This is a genomic window from Myxococcales bacterium, assembly GCA_016706225.1.
Taxonomy (GTDB): Bacteria; Myxococcota_A; Polyangia; order Polyangiales; family Polyangiaceae; genus JADJKB01.
This window is the reverse complement of record JADJKB010000005.1, coordinates 34,699-53,784: the sequence shown is the minus strand read 5'-3', so window position 1 is coordinate 53,784 and position 19,086 is coordinate 34,699. Positions and strand designations below refer to the sequence as shown.

Below are 19,086 nucleotides of genomic sequence, written 5' to 3'. Positions count from 1 at the left end.
TGCCGCCAGCGCTCGGCTCGTTTCCGGTGGCGAGGCGCCGGGCGCGTCGGGGTTCGCGGGATCGTTCTGCGAGACCTCGAGGGTCGTCGAGACGCACCCGAAGCGCGGCCGCCGAGAGCGCTGTCGAGCGAACGCGCTCATCGCTTCCCCGATGCCGTCGCGCTGAGCTCGGCCGGCGTCGCGCGCCCGCGATGGTGCCCTTCGGGTGCGCGTACCAGCCTGGGTCGCCGTCGTAGCTGCTCAGGTTCTCGCGCACCTTGAGCAAGGTGAACATCCCTCCCATCGTGATGTAGTCGAAGGGCCCTCGCGCACCGACCATCGGGATGCTGTTCTTCGGGACAGGCATGCCCATCTCCGCCATGTCGCCCATTCCGTGCTGGCCCATCGGCATGTAGCCCGGGACGAGCCGCTGGACTCGCGCCAACCCTGCCCTCCTTCACGCCGATCATATTGGGCGCCGTGGCCCATCTGATTCATCACGTGGTGCGTCATGTGGCAATGGAAGGCCCAGTCGCCGGGGTTGTCCGCCACGAGCTCGATGTCACCGCGTGCTGCCCACCGGTACCAGCACCGTGGTCTCCGGGCCACTGAGCCGACAGGGGATCGGGCCGCCGTCGGTCGCCGTGATCTTGAAGTAGTGGCCGTGCAGATGGATCGGATGGTGGTCCATCGCGCTCAAGTTGCCGAAGCGGACCCGGACGCGGTCGCCCTTCTTGACCACGAGCGGCGCCGTGCCCGGGAACGCCTTGGCGTTCATGGTGAGCATGTTGAAGTCCGTCATCTCGTTGGGATCGGGGCGCATCGTCCCCGGTGTGATCTTCCACTCGCTGAGCATGATCGCGAAGTCGCGATCGACCCGGTAAGCAGGGCTCGGCCGGCGCGGATGGACGACGATGAGCCCCATCATGCCCATCGCCATCTGCGTCATCTCGTCGTGGTGCGAGTGGTACATGAGCGTTCCGTGCTGGCGGAACGTCCACTCGTACTTGAACGTTTCGCCCTTCTTGATCACGCCCTGAGTGAGCCCACCCACGCCGTCCATGCCGTTCGGCAGGAAGACCCCGTGCGGATGAACCGAGGTCGGCGCGTCGAGCTTGTTCGTCACGTAGATGCGCACGCGATCGCCTTCGACGGCCTCGATCGTCGGCCCGTGGACGCGGCCGTTGTACCCCCAGCAGTGCGCCTTGATGCCGGGCGCGAGCTCGTGCAGCACCTCTTCGGCGATCAGGTGGTAGACCTTGACGCCGTCCACGACCTTCCACGGCAGCGCCGCGCCGTTCGGCGTGATCACCGGTGTGTAGTCCTTGCCGGGCATGCCGGGAGACTCGGGCGCCGCGTCGAGCGGGCCGCCGCTGTAGGATCTCTCCCAGCCGCGTCCGGTTCCCGGCGCCTGCGCGGCAGCGGCGCGCTCGGCGCGAGAGAGAAGTGAGGCGCCGCCCGCGACGGCGCCGCCTACGAGAATGTCCCGTCTGCTGACCATACCGACTCCCGTAGCGAGGAACGCGCAGCTTGTCCACGGTCGCGCAGGGCTACCTGTGACCAAGAGGGTCACTGCGATGGCTGCCATTTCCCCACAGCGGGACGCCTGCGCTACCTTGCCGGTTTGAACTCGTCCGAACGGAGACCGTAGCGCTTCAGCAGCCGGTGCAACGTCTCCCGCTCGATCCCAGCGCGCTCCGCTCCGCGGGTCACGCTGCCTTCGAATTCCCGCATTAGCGCTATCAAATACTCCCGCGAGACCCTATCCCGAGCGATGTCGACCACCTCTCGATAACTGAGCCGACCCAAGTCGCTTGCTAGCCGGGGTCGCCCGTGGGTCTGAACTTCATCCGACAGCGCTTCGAGGGGAATCCGCGGCCCGTCGACCATGGCTAGCGCACGTTCGATGGAGTTCTCGAGCTCCCGCACGTTGCCCGGCCAATCGTAGCGGACCAGAGCGGACAAGGCATCGAAACTGAAACCCTCCACAGCGCCGCCGTACCGGCCCCGGTGCCGCTCCAGGAAGTGCACTGCCAATACCGGGATGTCGTCCCGCCGCTCCCGCAGCGGGGGCAGGCGCACGGGAAAGACGTTCAGGCGGTAGAACAGGTCCTCGCGAAAGCGCCCGGCGACGACGGCTGCCTTGAGGTCGACGTTGGTGGCGGCGATGACGCGGGCATCCACCTTTCGCTCCTGCGACTCCCCGACCCGGCGTATGGAGTGTTCCTGGAGCGCGCGAGTGAGCTTCACCTGCATCGGCAGCGGCAATTCCCCGACCTCGTCCAGGAGCAGCGTTCCCGAGTGCGCCTCTTCGAAGAGGCCCCTACGGTCGCCGAGTGCGCCCGTGAACGCCCCTTCACGTGAAAAGCTCGGACTCGATCAGGTTCTCGGGATCGCGCCGCAGTTCACCGCCACGAAGCGTGCGCCCTTGCGCGCGCTTCCGGCATCACCGCCCGAGCGGCGAGCTCCTTTCCCGTTCCGCTTTCGCCGGTGATCAGCACGGTCGCATCCGTGCCCGCGGCGCGCTTGAGCAGCTCGAAGAGCTGCTGCATGGCCGCGCTCTGCCCACCAGCCGGTCGAAGTGCCCGACGTTTCCAAGGGCCGCGCTCAGGGTCTCGCGCCTGCTCGCGCAGGTGCTTGCGCTTCGGCCGCCCGTTCGATGGTCAAGAGGGCGTCATCGGGATCGAAGGGTTTCGCGAGGTAGTCGTATGCCCCTTCTTTCATGGCCTCCACGGCCTTCTGGACAGACCCGGAAGGCGGTCATCAGCACCACCTCGACATCGGGTTTGGCGCGCTTGTTCGCGCAGAACGGTGAAGCCATCGGCCCCGGGCATGCGGATATCGGACACGACCACGTCGAAGTCGTCGTTCAGCGCCAGGGCCAGCGCGCTGCCCGTCGGTCGCCGTCACGACCTCGAATCGGTCCGCCAAGGATTCTGCCGAAGAGGCCAAGGATCGTGTCCTTGTCATCCGCAACCAGCACGCGTGGCTTTCTCATGCGCGCGCCTCCGGCGTACGCGCGACCGCCGGCAAGTCAACGCGCACTCGCGTGCCGTGGCCCTCATTGGAGTCGATGGAAATCTCCCCGCCGTGAGCGTGGACGATGGCCTGGGTCACGGCCAGACCGAGCCCCGTGCCCCGGGGCTTGGTGGTGAAGAACGGCTCGAAGGCGCGTTCGCGCACCGCTGCGTCCATGCCCACCCCAGTGTCGCTCACCTCGAGCTGCACACCACCGTTCCGTCCCACGACGTGCACTTCTACGTGCTCACCGCCGGCCTCCATGGCGTTAATCAAGAGGTTTGCGACCACCTCGCGTAACTGGGTCTGGTCACCGCGGACCAGCGACACGCCCGAGCACTCGACCTCGACGCCTGCGGCGCCTCTTTTGGACTCGCCCAAGCGCTCGACGGACTCTTTCACGAGCTCCCCCAGGTCCACGGGGTAGCCTTCGAAGCGGGGCGGCCGCGCCAGATCGAGCAGCTCGCGCACGATCCTCTGGCACTGGTGGGCCTCGTCCTCGACGATCCTCAGCTCCTCGCCGGCGAGCTCGGTCAGGGTCGCGTTCTTGCGCATGAGCTTCAGATACCCGAGGATCACGCCCAGCGGGTTGTTGATCTCGTGCGCCACGCCGGCCACGACTTGACCAACCGTGGCGAGCTTCTGCGAGCGCACGGCGCTGTCCTGATGACGCTGCAGGTCGGCGGCCATCTGGTTGAACGCATCCGCGAGGTCGGAGAACTCGTCGGAGCCTTCGAGGCGGATCTGGGTCGACAGATCGCCACGCGCGATGTGAGCCGCACCTTCGCGCGAGCCCGAGGCGGTGCGGATCGAACGGATCATGACGAAGCCGAGCAGCGCGGCGAGGCGCAATCGCGAGCGCGAAGCAACCGATGAACGCCAGTCTCGCGCGCTCACGCATGCCACGTTCGCGCTCCCGAGCCTCCATGCTGAAGCGCTCGAGCTCTCGATTGAGTCCTTCGCTCATCTGGACGACCTGGCCCACGAGCCTCTCTGTCTCGTCGTGACCACGAGCCACGGCCGCCTTGTCGCTGGCTTCCACGCCCGGCAAGACGCGGGCCTTGAACGACCCGTCGACCTGGGCGACGAGCCGCGCGATCTCCAGGGTCCGGGTGCGGTGCTCGTCGCTCTGGGCCATCTCCTGCAGCCGACGCGTCGCAGCGCGCGGTGTTCCGCGCGGCGTCTTCGTAGTGAGCGAGGTGCGAGCGGTCCCAGCTGATGATGGTGTGGGCTTGGTGGATGTACTGCTCGCGGATCGCCGCAGCGACGGCGTGGCCAGCGTGCCTGGCGTCCTCCAGCTCCGCGACCTCCGCCTCTGCGACACCGAGGCGCTGGAAGGTGGAGAGGGCGATCCACAAGGCGACGGCAAACAGCGCCAGCACGGCCATGAACGCCGCGGTGAGTCGCGCCGATGTGCCCGAGAAGATCCCGCGTACTCGAGTCATCGCGTGCCTGCCGTCGCTCGTGCAATGCACGTGCCCAGGCTCTGCACAGTCTGGCTGGACGGCTCCGGCATCTCCGCATCGTGACTCGGGACATCACCTGTGACCAAGGCCGTCACAAGTCGCAGGCTGGTCTGACGGGCATCATGCTTGCGAGTACGCGTGCGAGCGGATCTCGGCACCGTTAGCTATACCGGAGTGCGGAGGTAATGCATGCAACGGGTTCGAGTGTCGTTCGCGGTGGTGTTGACCTGGTGGGTTGCAGGATGCGGCGGAGGAGACGCTGCAGGGCCGGCGACGAGCAGCGCGAGGGATCACGTCTTCGTTGCGGACGAGGACAGCGGCACGGTGTCGGTGATCGAAGAGACCAAGAACACGCTCTTGGCCAGCATCGTGCTGCCCACGAGCCCCGACATGTACATGCCGCACAACGTGCAGGCCGCACCGGACGGCAAGAGCGTCTGGGTGGCGGCTGCGCCGATGACGGAAGGCGGGATGGAGAAGGCTTTCGTCATCGATCCCGAGTCCAATCAGCTCGTCGGCGACATCGAGCTGGGAACCGGTTCCATGTCGCTCATGTCGTGTTCAATCCATCATCATCTCGCGCCTACATCAGCGAACGAGGGCAACGCCGTGCTCGGCTCGACGCGCAGGCCAGGACGCTCCTACGCAGCATCGATCTGGGGGCCGATCGCGGACCCCGGGATGCGTTGGTGTCGCGACCAGCTCTGGATCGCAAACATGACGGCGAAGAACCTCGCGAGGCTGGACCCGGCCTCCGCAACCGTTAGCGAGATCGACGTCGGCGGCGTCGCCGTCCAGACCGCCTGCGCGCCGAGTGGGAGATACGTGTTCGTGTCGCTCTACGACACCAAAGAAGTCGTGCGCTACGAGATCGACACGCAGCAGCTCACGCGCATCGCGCTGCCGGCCGAGTCTCAGGGTCCGGTGCAGCTCTTATCCTTCACCCGACGGCAAGACGCTCTGGGTCTGCGACCAAGGGCGCTCTTGCTCGGGCGGCCGGCTTCGAACCGACTCTATGCGCTGGACGTGGAGGCGGCGAAGGTGGTCGGAACGGTCTTCGTGGGCCAGGGAGCGCACGGCGTCGTCCTGAGCGACGACGGCGGGCTCGCCTACGTCACCAACCTGTCCGACAACTCCGTGTCGGTGGTCGACACGGCGAAGATGGAAACGGTGGCGACCATCGCGGTCGGAACCAAACCCAACGGGATCTCGCACTGGCACCGCAACGGCGCAATGCCCTGACGCTTTCGGTACGGAGATTGCACTGCCAGCGCCCGGTCCGCGCTCGCGCGCGCAGTCCAGGAGAAATCGACCGTGCAAAAGACGATCTGCGCCTTCTGGCTGCATCGATGGGCACCGCGTGTGGAGGTGAGAGCTCGGAAAGCGGGCAGGGCTCGGTGGAGCCGGTGGCGCCGGTGCCAGTCGAGCGGTGGTGCCAGCGCGGGCGGAAGCGCGGCACCAGCGCGGGCGGGGGAAGCGCCGCCACCGACGGAGGGCAAGGCAAGGTTGGAGACCCTTGCACCAGCGCGGGAGAATGTCCGGCAGGAGGCTCGGGAACGACCGTGTGCCTGACGGACTGGCCGGGGGCTACTGCGCCGTGTCGGCCTGCGCACAGCACGGGCACGACTGCCCGAACGATCCGGGTCTCGGCGGGACCGCAAAGGTAGGCGGGAAGTGCGTGCTTGCGCCGACCGAGACGTGCCTGGCGCTCTGCGCGAGCAACGCGGATTGCCGAGACGGCTACGAGTGCCTCCCGAAGCCGGACGCGGCCGGACATTCCACCGCAGACGTCTGCTTCCCGACGCAGACCAGCGCCGGCGGCGGCGGGGTGGGCGGGGGCGGCAGCGGCGGCATGGGCACCGGCGGCGGCATGGGCACCGGCGGCGGCAGCGGCGGCATGGGTACCGGCGGCGGCATGGGTACCGGCGGCGGCGGAATGATGGACGGCGGGATGTGACCGGCTCAGCGCCGTGGGCGCGCGAGGTTCTTCTCCAGACGCGCCCGCAGTGCTGACGCTTCGGTACGCACGCTGGGCGATCCAGCTCGCTCCGCCTCGCGCAGCAGTTGCAGCGCCGACGGATGCTCGACCATCAAGAGCGCGCGAGCGATGGCGCGGCGCGCCGGGGCGCTTGCACGCGAAAACGCGAGCACCAAGGCCGCCGCGGCCTTCGTGCGAATGACTTCGGCCTGTTTGGCATCGAGCTTCACGCTGGCGAGCGCCCAGGTGGAGCCGACATAGCCGAGGGCGCGGGCGGTCACCTGCGCAGTCTCGTCGTCCAACGGCTCCGCCAGCGCCGCGGTGAGCTTGTCGACCACGTCCACCGATCGGCAGTGACCCATGCCCGCCAAGGCTGCTGCACGACGCGAGCTCCCGGCGTCGGCATGGGACAGAAGGAGCGCTCGATCCTCGGGACGGCACAGCATCCCAAGGCCCGCGGCCGCCGTCGCGATGAAGCGTGGGTCCTGCGACTTGGAGAACACCGCCCGAGCACCGGAGCAGCCCCTCGGTCTCGCGCGACGGCAACCGCCTGAGAGGGCCATCGCCCAGCGCACGCTTCTGCGCTTCATCGAGCCCACGCAGGTCCGCGCTCCAGGCAATCACCTCGAGCATCGGCAGCAGCGCATCTCGGCCGAGGCGCATGAACGCCCGCGCGGCCGTGGGCTGGTTGCGTCGAGACTGCGTAAGGGCCGGACCACGGAACGTGTCGACGGCTCGCACCGCGCGAAACGTCGCCGGGCGACGCGCGCGGGCTGCCGCGATCTGGGCCTCCAGACCGGAGCGGGCCGCCGGCTCCAACGCCCCCGGCGTCAGCACCGCGCCCTCGGCAAACGACGGACGCGCCACCAACCCGGCCGCGAGCGCGACCACGCTACCGAAGACCCACTTCCCGAATGTGCGCATGATGATTACTCCTCGAAGGCCTCAGTTCGCCGCGTCCCACCACTTCGGCTCTGCGCCGGTCGGCAGCGCGGTCCAGTTGCTAGCGCAGTGAACGTCACCCAGGAGCACGTGGTAATCCCACGAGTCGGCGAACTGGACGCTCAGGCCCTTGCCATCGGTCCCGAGGCTTCGCGGGGTCTGTGAGGCGCGCCAGCAGATCTTTGGAAAAAGACGTCTTCCCTGGCGATCATCGGCCCGAAGGTCTGGGCGAAGACCGTGGTTTGCCCGGCCCCGAGCACTCGAATGTTCGCGGTGTCCGGAAGGTACGCGATCTTGCCGCCGTCGATCTCCTCGTAGAACACCGGGACTTCGACGAAATCTTCGTCGGTCAGGCCGGCCTCTGCCGACAAGGCGTCGTGCATCTGGTCGATCGCTGCTTGCGCTTCCTGGTTCCACGCCATGAGCGTGGCGTCACCGAGTACTTCGGCCACCGTCGTCTTCCACTGCTTGGAATCGAAGTCGACCTTTCCCTCGAAGATCGGCGCCTCACCTTGCCCATCCGCTTGCCACTTCTCGAACAGGCTTTTGCACAGCGACGGCGTGTTCTGGATCATCTTGAACCCACGCGGGGTCGCAGCGCGCACCGCCGCGTAGACTTATCCATGTGCCCGACGATCAGCCAGCTCGTATCCAGGTAGATCGGCGTGCACCTGCTGGGCCGCGTAGAAGTCGCGCGTGCTCTGCTTGATGCCCGACCCGAGCAGCAAGCGCCCCGCCGGAGCATCGGCATACGGCGGCAGCGCCTCGTGGTTGCCGTGGGAATCGTAGGTATTGCCGGTTCCGAGCTCTTTCGCCTCGTTGAACAGCACGGCGACCGCGCGGTCCGGGCCGAGCATCCGATTCCTGAGGAACGACAAGGGCAGATGGTCGGGGTTCGGGTCGCGGCCCCACGGCCGCGGATTGAAGACGATCATCCCGTGGACCCCGCCGTTCGCCGCCGGCATGGCGGTCCAGCCCGTCTGGAACCAGTCCTCGAACCAGATGTCGCCCCAGCCGTCCGTGTAGTTGCCGGCAATGACTTGAGCGCCCAGGCCGGCGCCTTCGACGGCACTCGTCATCGTCTCCACGAAGGTCGGGGAGAACTCGCTGAAGTACACGGTGTCGAACGGCCGCAAGTTGTGGTTCATCAGCCACGGCGCCGCGCGTAGCTGAACGGCATCGTCACCGATGGGGCCAGCGTCGTCGCTGACCGAGAGCCTGAGCGTGGCGAGGCCCTGCCACGGTTGAGTCGCGGAGCGCACGAAGTCCGTGGCCTCGAGACCGAGCTCGACTCCGGCGCGAAGGTCCTCCACCGAGAGCGGCAGCGCTTGGGCGACGTCGACCAGCGCCCAGCCCGCCGCCGTGCGGCGGAAGAGCCGCACGAACCCCAGGCGCCGCGACGTCGATTTCGAGCTTGCCGAACGCCTTGTCGGGCGCCGCGGGCCACGCCTGGATGGCGACGCGGGCTAGATCAAGCTCGTCTGCCCCACCATTGACAAGCTCGTCCTGGTTGTCCGCCACGCCGTCGCTGTCGTCGTCGTCCAGGTTCACGAGAAACACCGCGCCGGCGTTCCGGCTCCAGGCGTCTTCGCCGGCGTCTTCGCTGGGCTCGTCGAAGTCCAGTGTCCCGTTGCGATTGCTGTCCGCGACCAGGTTGACGATGGGCGCCGGCGGCTGCTTGCCGGGCGAACCGCCATCGCTCGAACCGCAGCCTGGAAAAGCCAGACGCGGCGAGCCATGCCGCAACGAAGACTCTTTTCATCGACACCTTCTCCCGATCCGCGCGTCCCCAGTGCACCGCGCGTGCCCGGCGTGCCGGGACGAGAAATCGCAGAGCGACCCGTCGCGAGCGTGACGGATCCAATCAGCCGTGATCGCGCGCGTCACGCTCGTTCGCGGGTGAACGCAACCTTTGCGCGACCGGCATTGCTACGGCGGAGCCAGCGCGCGGATGAGCGGTGCTTTGCCGATCTGGGTGCGCGACACGGCCTGCGCGCGGTCAACCCGCACGCCGACCGGCGCGACGCCATGGAGCGTCGAGCGCGTCCAACACCGCACGCCGGAGCGCCTGGACGTCGACCGCCGCGATGGGATCGACGACCCGAACCGCGAGCCCCTCGTGCGTCTGTTCCACCTGCCACTCTGAAGCGCCGATCCCTTCGAGCGCGTTGTGAAACAGGTTGGGGTGGACGGCGATCGTTCCCCCCGGCTCGCGCTGGCAGGAGCACGTCCTCCGTTCGTCCTTCTATTGCAGAGAGGAGCGCGAACGGCCGACCGCAGGGCAGCGCTCCCGCGCCAGGCACACCGGTCGCTGATTTCGTAGCGGATCAGCGGCTGCGTTCGGCTGAAGAGCACGGTCACCAGGATCTTCGCCCCAACGACCCCAGGCGGCACTGGCCGGTTCTTCTCGTCGACGACTTCGGTGATCACCAGATCTTCCGTACAAGTGCAGCCCGCGGTGTTGCTCACCACTCCGAGCGATACCGGCAGACTCGGTCGCCGCGTACACGTTGAACGGCCGCTTGCCCCAAGCCGCCGCGATGCGCCGCCGCGAGTCTTCGGTGAGTACCTCCGACGCGCACGATCGCCTCGGGCGAGATGCGCAGGCGACAAGCCGAGCTGCTCCTGGGCGAGCAAGCCCGCGACGGACGCAGGCGACCAACAGTTGCGGCTGGTGAGGTTCAGGCTGCGCCACGGTCTCTGCGAGCGGCGCCGTGGCATCAAGTCGAATCGCGTCGACGATGGGCCTTTCCAGGCTCGCCCGGCGACCGCGCGGACTGGTGCCAGGGCGTCGCGAGCTCACCACCGCCATGCGGATCCTGCGGTCAGGCCCGCGCGGACGCCGCCCAGTCATTGGCCCGGGCGTAGCTAGCCAACACCGTGCACCATTCATCGCGATCCCAGAGGAAGAGACCCTGAGTCCCGTACTGCCCGAGGTCAGCGCCACCTGGTAGCGACCGAACAGGAGCTCGTCCACCGGGAGAGATGCCGCGAAAGCCTCGACTCGCTCGCGGCTCAACGAGCGATCCGTGACGAGCTCGTCGAACGAGGACATCAGCTCTCGCTTGGTGAGCACCGGCAGATTCCCGAGCGGACGACCCTCCAGGCCCTGGTGGAACCTCCGATAGAAAGGCGAACGTGCGTACGCGTGCTCGCGCAGGCGGCGAAGCTGCTGGGCCTGGTGCGCTTCCAGCCGGCCCTTGCTCCAGCGATCACGCTGCGCGAAGCGCCAGCGTCGCCACAGGACTTTGGCGAGGTCGAGCGGTCGCATGTGGGCCCGAGAAGCAAGATCCGAGCTCGCTGGACCATTCTGGATTGCGCAACGATGCCATGCGATCATTGTGATGGTCGCGCGCCGGAGGGTCGCTACCCTCGCGGAATGCGGTTTTCATGGTTGCTGGGCTTTTTGGCCATCATGAGCGGCTGCGGCGGCCGGGTTTCCGTCGACGACGAAGTGGCTTGGGGCGAAGCCCCGCCCGTCGCCGATTCGAACGGGCTCAACGATCGCTGTGGACGCGCTCTCCCCGTCGAGCTCGGCAACGGCGGCGTGATCATCATGGGTGACACGTCGGTCGGCACGGACGAGCATGCCGAGCTGACGTGTGAGAGTCCGAACGTGGCCTTCACGTTCGACCAACCTCAGCTCTACTATCGCCTGGAGCTGCACGCGCATCAGCGCTACCGGATGCGGCTCACACCGACGTTCTACGGATTCGTATACGCCTTCGCCGAGCGGGTCGGCTGCTCGTTCGGCGCCATCGAAGCTGCGTGCTCCAGTCACGGGGCACTCGGCGACGTTTCACCGATCGCCAATCCCAACACGGAGACCGCGCTCGAGCTCGAGCCCCCTCAAACGGAGGCGTACCTGGTGGGCGTCGACGGCGACACCAGCCCGGGCCCGTTCACGCTCCATGTCACCGAAGTGGCCGACTGAACCGGACTTGGCACGCCGCATGCTCGTGCTGGGGAGATGGAGATGCACGAGCGGCGCGGCCCAACGAAAGAAGAGCGCGAGTACTACTCGCTCAGCGCGCGCGTTTACGCCAAATTCGCGCCGTTCTACGACCTGGCGGTATTCGGACTCCGGCGCTTGCGACGCGAGGTTGCGTCCCTGGCGGAAGTCGGCGCCGGTAGCAAAGTGCTGGACGTCGCGACGGGGACCGGCGAGGCGGCCCTGGCCTTTGCCGAAACCGGCGCCCAGGTGGTTGGCGTCGACCTGTCCGAGCACATGTTGCGCGTCGCCCGGCGGAAGAACCGCTTCCCGGACGCGAGCTTCCTGCGTGCCGACGCCGTGGAGCTGCCCTTCTCGGACGCGAGCTTCGACGTCGCCAGCATCTGCTTTGCCCTCCACGAGATGCCCGAGAGCGTGCGCGAGCGCGTCCTCGCCGAGATGGCTCGCGTCACGAAACCGGGCGGAAGGCTCATCGTGGTCGACTACTCGCTTCCATCAGGCAGGCTCACTCGCTCGGTCGTCTACCACTTCGTGAAGCTGTACGAGCGTGACGCTTACGCCGACTTCGTCCGGCGGGACGTGGCCGCGCTGATCGACGGCGCCGGGTTTCGAGCGTGCGAGAGTCGAGCGAAGTACCGCGAGAGCGTGCGGATCTGGCTCGGGGTCAAACCGGGAGACCCTTGCTCCCGAGCCGCTTAGCTGGCGGCCTGGTTGATGCTACCTTCGCGAACATGAGCCGAGACGTCGAGCTCGGGATCCTGTTCGCCGACCTGGCCGGCTACACCGCGCTGACCGAGGCGCATGGCGACGATGACGCTGCGAACGTCGCCGCGCGCTTCTACCTGTTGGCGCGCCAGAGTCTCCGTGGCCCGACGCGGTTCGTGAAGCCAATTGGCGATGCGGTGATGCTGGCGGGGCCGGCGCCGACTCTGTTGCTGGAGTCGCTTCTACGCCTCCGCGCCGCGATCGACGCCGAGCCGGATTACCCCGCGATGCGTGCCGGATTGCACGTGGGTCCGGTCGTCGAGCGCGACGGCGACGTCTTCGGCGCGACCGTGAACGTCGCTGCACGCGTGGCTGCGTACAGTCGCTCCGGGCAAACCCTGTGCACCGCGCGGTTTCGCGCTGCACTTGGAGACTGCCCCTGGGTCGCTCTGGCTCCGCTCGGACCCGTCAGGCTCAAGAATGTCCTGGATCCCGTCGAGTTGTTCGAGGTCTCCGACGCCGGCGCGCCGATCAGTGTCTACGCGGTCGATCCGGTCTGTCGCATGCGCGTTCCGGCTGGAGTCTCTGCGTTCCACTGCGAATCGGGCGATCGCGTCGTTGTCTTCTGCTCGGCGAGCTGCCGCGACGCATTCTTGGCGGCGCCCGATCGCTACGTGAGCGAGGCCGACTGATGGCACGACGCATGCACTCAGCCAGCGCATGACGCCCTCATTTCGAGCAACCTTGGTCCCGCTGGTCTTCTTCGGCTGCGCTGCAGCGACTCCCGGAGCACAGCCGCACGACATGAGCGCGGCACGGCACGAGACCCAGGCGAAGGAGCACCAGCAAGTCGGAACAGAGCACGCGGCACAGTATGATCCGAAAGCGAAGGAACCGGTCGAACGCTGCCAGGCGTCTGCGCCGCGGCACAAAGCCGCCCACGTCGACGACGCTTGTTGGAGCTCCGTGCGCAATCCGACGGCAGCGCATCTGCGGATGGCAGAAGAGCACCGCCGCCACGCCGCCGACCATCGAAACGCCTCAGCGGCGCTGCGGGAAGCCGAGATGCGGGCGTGCGGGGGCATCGGCGCGAATGACCGGGCCATGAGCCCCTTTTCCCACGTCGAGGACATCGAAAGCGTGGAGCCGCTCACCGGGCCGAGTGGCAACATCAAGTCCCCGGCCACCGAGACCATGGGCGCGATCGTCACCTTCCGTGCCGTCGAAGGCATGACAGCCGAGTGGCTCCAGCGCATCGTTGACTGCCACCTCGCGCGGAATTCCTCGCTCGGCCACGTCCTGCCAGAGATGCCGGACTGCCCGCTGGTCCCGAAAGGCGTCGAAGCGCGGGTCTCGTCCACTGGCAGCGGATTCGCGGTCCGCATTCGGGCGAGCGATGCCGCGACGGCGCGCGAGGTTTTGGCGCGCGCTCAAAGGCTCACGCGCACTGCGCGGTGATCATTGCGTGTGACACTTGACGCGGGAGTGACGGAGCCGGTCACATCAGACCAAGACTCGCGAAACGGCCTCGATGGCCTTTAGGCCCGCGCCGAACCGTGCCATCGCCCCACGGTTCTGCTCGAGCTCGCTGTAGGGGCAGAAATCGGACTTGCAGCTCGGATATCGCGGGACGGCGCGCATCATCCAGGAGTGCAAGCCCAAACTGGCCCGCGATGAAAAGCAGCAGCGCGGCTACACAGTCGAATTTCATGACATCAGCTCGATCGGCCGCTGAGGGTCAGCGAGTGCTCCTGGCGGAAGGCGCTCAGGAACGTCAAGGCGCGCTGCGCCGATCCGGTTGTCGGCCATCCCGTAGTAGACATCGATGCGGTCCGGCAGCCCGAGATCGTCGCGCCGGTCGATGCCAGTGGGGAACACGACATTGGAAACCACTCCTCGGCGTTCCTGCGGTATCGAGGGTGTCAATATCGGCTCTTCCGACCGGTAAAGCAGCACGCGCGGATGCTCCTTCGAGAGCACCATCACGCCAGCCGAGTAGCATAGAGGGCGGTGGTGTTTTGGGACCGGGGCAGGTGAGCGGCGGACGGAAGCGTAGGGCCCGCCGCGGCCAGGTGGGCGTTGGTCCCGCCGGCGAGGTTGCGGCTGGAAGGGCATACTCCGCTGCGCAGGCGAAGACTCGAGAGCAGGAACGCCAGAGGAGCAGCCTGCCGAAACTCGCGTCTGGCGGCGAAGCCGGCTCTGAAGGCAGGCAGGGGGGCGACAAACGCCAGCCGGCCCGTGGCGCGAAGAGCGACCCTGCGGAAGCAGGAAAGCGCAGTCCGCCGAGGGAACACGAAGCAGGGCCGGCGCGGTGCGCGCCGGACAGTTTGCGTGTCCGTTTTTGGCGGGGAATCCGGCCGGGTGTGGAGCCCGCGGCCCGCTGCGGCACCATCGTCACAGCACCGCCTGACGGTCGCAGAAGACTCGCCGGCTGCGAGCTTCATCGCGCATCTCGCCGTCGCGAGTGCCGACTCGAGCGCATGCGGCTCGAGGAGTACCGGAACAGGCATCCCGAGTCGCGGAGCACGAGTGCAGCTCTTCCATCGGTGACCCACGAGAGCCGCCCGGCGTTCGTCACCCCGTGGCTCGGACTTGTCACGCCGTAGACGATCAGCCAGCCATGACGAGTGAGGATGGGCGAGCGCCACCGCCGATCTTCGCATCCGGAAGAACGGCGGAACCCGTCATGTACCTGACCGACGTCGCCACGCCGCATCCCAGACGCACCCGCAGGAGGATCCGCCGGGGCGGCCGCACCGGTGGAAACCGCCGGACCTCCGCCCCCGCGCCGCGGCAGGCGTCGAATGGACGGTGCTCAGCATCCCAGGGCGACACCGGGGTCGCGAGCCGGTGATGGGAGTTGAACAGGCCGAGGTGATGCGGTTCGAGGCCATCCAGGGCCATCGGGCAGTAGGAAATCCAGATGCTCTCATGATCGAGATCCACATCACGGGGCGCGCACTGGCAGACGGTTTCCTCGGGACGCGTGCCGGAAAAAAGTGGTCGATGGAGGATGGCCAGCTGCATTTTCCCGACGTGATTGGGAATGGCAAGGGGGAAGAAGCGGCGTCCTTGTTGTCCACGTGGACGAAATCGATCCCGCGATACGGTGCAAAGGTCGCAAGCCCCAGTCGCTTCCAGTGAAACAAATCTTCCGATACGGCCAGAGCGATCCGTGGACCGATGGGCGAGAACGCCGTATAGGTCATGATGTAACGCCGGAGCCGTTCCACGAAGGTGATGCGCGGATCCTCGCAACCGCCGCGACCGTCAGCTCGCAGTTCGTAATCAGCCTCCGGCTCAAGAGCAATGCCCAGCCGCTCGACCCCCGCCGGGTCACCAGCATGATTGAACCGCACACGGACAATACCGATGCGCGAATAGTTGCCCCGTGCGACAAGCCGGGGAAACAGGTAAAGCTGACCATCCGGGCCACGAACAGCCGCCGGATTCAGAACGCCTTCAGTCTCGAGCGGATTGCCTGGTTCCGGCTCCATGACCTGTCCGAGACGCTGCAACCGAAAGCCGCTCATCGCATGTCGTCCTCTCGGAGCGTCGTGTGTCGGACGCGACTCAAGCACGCGAGGATCGCTTCGATGACCCGCTTCGACTCGTTCGGATCTCTGACCTGAATCGATTCAACGCCTGCCTCCTTGGCCGGATAGTCATTCCCACCCGGGAACAAGGCATCCCCCACGAAGAGCATCTCCCCAAGTCCAATTCCGAGGGTGTCTCGGAGTTTGTGCATGCCGTAGCCTTTGTCGATGCCAAGCTTGGTGACATCCACAGAGGTCGTGCCGCCCAGGCGCACAGAAAACCCTGGGACAAGTTGCTCAATGCGGGCCTGCAGCTTCTTGCGCTTGGCGAAGTCAGGGTCCCATTTCTCCTTTTCTTCGATGGGAGCCCGCTGCCCCAACGCGGAGAACGTGATCTGGCTTCCCCGATCTTCGATCTGCTCTCCCCACGTGGTTTCGATCCGAAGGTCTGACGACTCGATCGCTTCTTTCAACGAACGGACAATTTGCTCCTTCTCGTCGTCGGAGAAGTTTTCCGCGTAAAGCAGTGTCCAGCCGGAGGCATACTGGAAGAACTGCGTTCCACACGTAGGAAGGAGCGACAGATCCCTCAGGCGCTCGTCGAGACAACTGGGAAAGCAGTTGCGTCTCGAACTGTGGCCAGCCCCGCCGGATATGACGGCCACCTTTACAACGCGTAGCAGAGCACCGAGTAGCGTGGCCATCTCGGCATCGAGATGCTTTGCTTTTCAGCAAGCGTGCCGTCCAGGTCGAAAATAATGAGCTTCTTCATTCCGTCGCTCCGCCGCCTGCGGCCCAACCTGAGTCCCAGCGCCAGTCGCGGATTTCCGGCATGTCCTGCCCGTATTTGTTGATGTATCGCTTGTGCTCGACCCGCTTGTCCTTGAGTTGCTGCTTCAGGGCGATGCCCCTGGCGCCGGTTTGCGGCACGCGGTCAATGACGTCCATTACGAGGTGGAAGCGGTCCAGGTCGTTCAGCACGGCCATGTCGAAAGGCGTGGTGATGGTGCCCTCCTCTTTGTAGCCGCGGACGTGGATGTTGTCGTGGTTGGTGCGGCGGTAGGTCAGGCGGTGGATCAACCACGGATAGGCGTGGAAGGCGAAGATGACCGGCTTGTCCTTGGTGAAGAGTTCGTCGAAATCCGTGTCGCTCAGCCCGTGCGGGTGCTCGGTGCTGCGGCTGCAGCTTCATCAGGTCGACGACGTTGACCACCCGGATTTTCAGGTCGGGCAGGTGCTCGCGCATGATGGAGACAGCGGCGAGCGTCTCCAGCGTGGGCACGTCGCCGCAGCAGGCCATGACCACGTCGGGCGCGACTTCCTGATCGTTGCTGGCCCACTGCCAGACACCGATGCCCGCGGTGCAGTGCTTGATGGCGGCATCCATCGTCAGCCACTGCGGGGCCGGGTGCTTGCCCGCGATCACGAGGTTCACGTAGTGGCGGCTGCGCAGGCAGTGGTCCATCACCGAGAGCAGACAGTTGGCGTCCGGCGGAAAGTAGGCTCGCACTACCTCCGCCTTCTTGTTCACGACGAGGTCGATGAAGCCGGGGTCCTGGTGGGTGAAGCCGTTGTGATCCTGACGCCAGACATGCGAGGCCAGCAGGTAGTTCAGCGAGGCGATCTTGCGCCGCCACGGCAGGTGCGCCGTGACCTTCAGCCACTTGGCGTGCTGGTTGAACATCGAATCGACGATGTGGATGAACGCCTCGTAGCAGTTGAAGAGGCCATGCCGCCCGGTGAGCAGGTAGCCCTCGAGCCAGCCCTCGCATTGGTGCTCGCTGAGCATCGAGTCCAGCACGCGTCCGGTCGGCGCGAGAAACTCATCGTTTGGCAGGGTCGCGGCGTCCCATTGGCGGTTGGTCGCCTCGAAGACGGCTCCGAGACCGTTGGAGACCGTCTCGTCTGGTCCGAAGACCCGGAAGTTTCGCTGCTCCCTGTTGAGCTTCGCCACGTCGCGCAGGAAAGGCCCGAGCACACGCGTGTCGCCGATGCCGTTCACGCCGGCCGTGGGCACGTCGGCCGCGTACTTGCGAAAATCCGGCATCCGCAGTTCCTGAAGCAGCACGCCGCCGTTGGCGTGCGGATTGGCGCCCATGCGTCGATGCCCCTTGGGCGCGAGCTCGGCCAGTTCCGGTTTCAGGCGGCCTTGCTCATCAAAAAGCTCATCCGGCCGGTAACTCTTAAGCCAGTCTTCCAGCAGCTTGAGGTGTTCGGGATGGGCTCGTGGGTGGAGCGGAACCTGATGCGCCCGGAAGGTGCCTTCCACCTGCAAACCATCAACCACCTTCGGCCCCGTCCAGCCCTTGGGCGAGTTGAGGATGATCATCGGCCAGCGCGGACGGCTGAGGTTGCCGCGAACGCGGGCGTCCTGCTGGATTGCCTTGATCTGCTCGACCGCGGTGTCGAGCGCCTGGCCATCGCCTCGTGCATCAGCTCCGGGTTCGTGACCCTCGACGAAGAGGGGCGTCCAGCCGTAGCCGCGCAAGAGCTGCTCCAGTTCCTCGCGGGTGATGCGGGCGAGGAGCGTCGGGTTGGCGATCTTGTAGCCGTTGAGGTGCAGGATCGGCAGCACCGCGCCGTCGGTCGCGGGATCGAGAAACTTGTTGGAATGCCAGGCCGTGGCCAGCGGTCCGGTCTCCGCCTCGCCATCGCCGACGACGCAGGCGACGACGAGATCGGGGTTGTCGAACACGGCCCCGAAGGAATGGCTGAGCGAATAGCCGAGCTCACCGCCCTCGTGGATCGAGCCGGGGCACTCCGGCGAGGCGTGGCTGGGAATGCCTCCGGGAAACGAGAACTGAAGAAAGAGCCTCTGCAGCCCGGCCTCATCCCGACTGATGTCCGGATAGATCTCGCTGTACGTGCCCTCGAGGTACGTGTTGGCCACGACGGCTGGACCGCCGTGCCCAGGCCCCGAGACGTAGATCATGTCGAGGTCGTACTTCTTGATGACCCGATTCAAGTGCACGTAGATGAAGTTCTGCCCGGGGGTCGTGCCCCAGTGTCCGAGCAGCATGTGCTTCACGTCGGCGAGCGTCAGCGGCCTCTTGAGCAGCGGATTGTCGAAGAGGTAGATCTGGCCCACCGATAGGTAGTTGGCGGCGCGCCAGTAGGCGTCGATCGCGTCGAGCAGCTCCGGCGTGAGTGTGTTGGTCTTCATGGGTTCCACGTTCCTCTTCGTCCCGAGAGCGCAGCCTGCCGGGCGCGCGGCCATGCGCTCTCGGTCGCGCGACTGGCACGGACTGCCCGGCGTGACGCCGACAATCGCACCATCGTCTCCGCGTTCTTAGCTACAGCAGCAGCCTCCAGACTTGACCTCCGGCTTGGCACCGGCGGGTGCGGACAAGAACTTTTCCCGACAGTGCTCGCGGCAGAAGTAGAACGTCTTCCCATCGCGCTCGGCGTGGAGAGCCGTCGCTGGGTCCACGGTCATTCCGCACACAGGGTCTTTGGTCGTGGATGTAATCGCACTATTCATGGGCATGCCTCTTTCGTTGTTTCGTAGTT

14 protein-coding genes and 6 pseudogenes are annotated in these 19,086 nt (G+C 66.3%); 8 read left to right on the top strand and 12 right to left on the bottom strand.

Features of this window, described 5'->3' with window-relative positions:
* Positions 1–187: 187 nt before the first annotated feature.
* The 3 genes and pseudogenes from IPI67_08025 to IPI67_08015 all read right to left on the bottom strand — a co-directional run bounded on the left by IPI67_08025 (position 188) and on the right by IPI67_08015 (position 3,819).
* A pseudogene (locus tag IPI67_08025) lies at positions 188–1,480 on the bottom strand (copper oxidase).
* A 110-nt stretch (positions 1,481–1,590) separates the two neighbouring features.
* A pseudogene (locus tag IPI67_08020) lies at positions 1,591–2,977 on the bottom strand (sigma-54-dependent Fis family transcriptional regulator).
* A complete protein-coding gene (locus IPI67_08015; GenBank protein MBK7580135.1) occupies positions 2,974–3,819 on the bottom strand; it encodes a HAMP domain-containing protein in 846 nt (281 codons plus the stop codon). Before IPI67_08015 ends, IPI67_08020 begins: the two are co-directional and overlap by 4 nt.
* A gap of 203 nt (positions 3,820–4,022) precedes the next feature.
* Here IPI67_08015 and IPI67_08010 point away from each other — a divergent pair, with 203 nt between their 5' ends.
* The 3 genes from IPI67_08010 (at position 4,023) to IPI67_08000 (ending at position 6,420) form a co-directional block, all read left to right on the top strand.
* Positions 4,023–4,526 (top strand): hypothetical protein, encoded by a 504-nt coding sequence (locus tag IPI67_08010; protein MBK7580134.1) that lies wholly within the window; start codon positions 4,023–4,025, stop codon positions 4,524–4,526.
* A 126-nt stretch (positions 4,527–4,652) separates the two neighbouring features.
* A complete protein-coding gene (locus IPI67_08005) occupies positions 4,653–5,705 on the top strand; it encodes a hypothetical protein (protein MBK7580133.1) in 1,053 nt (350 codons plus the stop codon).
* Positions 5,706–6,027: 322 nt separating this feature from the next.
* Positions 6,028–6,420, top strand: coding sequence for a hypothetical protein (locus tag IPI67_08000; protein MBK7580132.1), 393 nt, complete (start codon positions 6,028–6,030; stop codon positions 6,418–6,420).
* 5 nt (positions 6,421–6,425) lie between these two features.
* Here the strand turns inward: IPI67_08000 and IPI67_07995 are convergent, their stop codons facing one another.
* The 3 genes from IPI67_07995 to IPI67_07985 form a co-directional block, all read right to left on the bottom strand.
* Complete coding sequence (locus tag IPI67_07995) at positions 6,426–6,803, bottom strand: hypothetical protein (GenBank protein ID MBK7580131.1); 378 nt, start codon at positions 6,801–6,803, stop codon at positions 6,426–6,428.
* A gap of 702 nt (positions 6,804–7,505) precedes the next feature.
* Positions 7,506–7,988, bottom strand: coding sequence for a hypothetical protein (locus tag IPI67_07990; GenBank protein ID MBK7580130.1), 483 nt, complete (start codon positions 7,986–7,988; stop codon positions 7,506–7,508).
* Positions 7,989–8,000: 12 nt separating this feature from the next.
* Positions 8,001–8,765 carry a hypothetical protein gene (locus IPI67_07985; GenBank protein MBK7580129.1) on the bottom strand — a complete coding sequence of 255 codons (765 nt, stop codon included), beginning with the start codon at positions 8,763–8,765 and terminating at the stop codon, positions 8,001–8,003.
* A gap of 569 nt (positions 8,766–9,334) precedes the next feature.
* On the opposite strand from IPI67_07985, the gene IPI67_07980 reads away from it, so the two are divergent.
* The 5 genes from IPI67_07980 to IPI67_07960 all read left to right on the top strand — a co-directional run bounded on the left by IPI67_07980 (position 9,335) and on the right by IPI67_07960 (position 13,498).
* Positions 9,335–9,529, top strand: a complete 195-nt coding sequence (locus IPI67_07980; GenBank protein ID MBK7580128.1) for a hypothetical protein — start codon at positions 9,335–9,337, stop codon at positions 9,527–9,529.
* A 1,233-nt stretch (positions 9,530–10,762) separates the two neighbouring features.
* Complete coding sequence (locus IPI67_07975) at positions 10,763–11,317, top strand: hypothetical protein (protein ID MBK7580127.1); 555 nt, start codon at positions 10,763–10,765, stop codon at positions 11,315–11,317.
* A 42-nt stretch (positions 11,318–11,359) separates the two neighbouring features.
* Positions 11,360–12,034: a methyltransferase domain-containing protein gene (locus IPI67_07970; protein ID MBK7580126.1), complete on the top strand. Its 675-nt coding sequence runs from the start codon at positions 11,360–11,362 to the stop codon at positions 12,032–12,034.
* 32 nt (positions 12,035–12,066) lie between these two features.
* The gene (locus IPI67_07965) at positions 12,067–12,732 is read left to right on the top strand and encodes a YHS domain-containing protein (protein ID MBK7580125.1); all 666 of its coding nucleotides are present in this window, start codon (positions 12,067–12,069) and stop codon (positions 12,730–12,732) included.
* Between the two features lie 274 nt (positions 12,733–13,006).
* A complete protein-coding gene (locus tag IPI67_07960; protein MBK7580124.1) occupies positions 13,007–13,498 on the top strand; it encodes a hypothetical protein in 492 nt (163 codons plus the stop codon).
* A 45-nt stretch (positions 13,499–13,543) separates the two neighbouring features.
* Here the strand turns inward: IPI67_07960 and IPI67_07955 are convergent, their stop codons facing one another.
* The 6 genes and pseudogenes from IPI67_07955 to IPI67_07930 all read right to left on the bottom strand — a co-directional run bounded on the left by IPI67_07955 (position 13,544) and on the right by IPI67_07930 (position 19,063).
* Complete coding sequence (locus IPI67_07955; protein MBK7580123.1) at positions 13,544–13,684, bottom strand: hypothetical protein; 141 nt, start codon at positions 13,682–13,684, stop codon at positions 13,544–13,546.
* 63 nt (positions 13,685–13,747) lie between these two features.
* Positions 13,748–14,053: pseudogene (locus tag IPI67_07950) on the bottom strand (glycosidase).
* A gap of 597 nt (positions 14,054–14,650) precedes the next feature.
* Positions 14,651–15,573: pseudogene (locus tag IPI67_07945) on the bottom strand (hypothetical protein).
* A pseudogene (locus IPI67_07940) lies at positions 15,570–16,348 on the bottom strand (HAD-IIB family hydrolase). The pseudogenes IPI67_07945 and IPI67_07940 overlap by 4 nt, the downstream one beginning before the upstream one ends.
* A pseudogene (locus IPI67_07935) lies at positions 16,345–18,739 on the bottom strand (phosphoketolase family protein). The pseudogenes IPI67_07940 and IPI67_07935 overlap by 4 nt, the downstream one beginning before the upstream one ends.
* A gap of 126 nt (positions 18,740–18,865) precedes the next feature.
* Positions 18,866–19,063: a YHS domain-containing protein gene (locus IPI67_07930; protein ID MBK7580122.1), complete on the bottom strand. Its 198-nt coding sequence runs from the start codon at positions 19,061–19,063 to the stop codon at positions 18,866–18,868.
* Between the last annotated feature and the right edge of the window lie 23 nt (positions 19,064–19,086).

Excerpts from the sequence above, each read along its gene's own strand:
- IPI67_07980 (MBK7580128.1), top strand. The coding sequence starts at position 9,335 with ATGAGCGGTGCTTTGCCGATCTGGGTGCGCGACACGGCCTGCGCGCGG.
- IPI67_07970 (MBK7580126.1), top strand. The coding sequence starts at position 11,360 with ATGCACGAGCGGCGCGGCCCAACGAAAGAAGAGCGCGAGTACTACTCG.
- IPI67_08005 (MBK7580133.1), top strand. The coding sequence starts at position 4,653 with ATGCAACGGGTTCGAGTGTCGTTCGCGGTGGTGTTGACCTGGTGGGTT.
- IPI67_08015 (MBK7580135.1), bottom strand. The coding sequence starts at position 3,819 with ATGATCCGTTCGATCCGCACCGCCTCGGGCTCGCGCGAAGGTGCGGCT.
- IPI67_07995 (MBK7580131.1), bottom strand. The coding sequence starts at position 6,803 with ATGGGTCACTGCCGATCGGTGGACGTGGTCGACAAGCTCACCGCGGCG.
- IPI67_07975 (MBK7580127.1), top strand. The coding sequence starts at position 10,763 with ATGCGGTTTTCATGGTTGCTGGGCTTTTTGGCCATCATGAGCGGCTGC.
- IPI67_07965 (MBK7580125.1), top strand. The coding sequence starts at position 12,067 with ATGAGCCGAGACGTCGAGCTCGGGATCCTGTTCGCCGACCTGGCCGGC.
- IPI67_07930 (MBK7580122.1), bottom strand. The coding sequence starts at position 19,063 with ATGCCCATGAATAGTGCGATTACATCCACGACCAAAGACCCTGTGTGC.
- IPI67_07955 (MBK7580123.1), bottom strand. The coding sequence starts at position 13,684 with ATGATGCGCGCCGTCCCGCGATATCCGAGCTGCAAGTCCGATTTCTGC.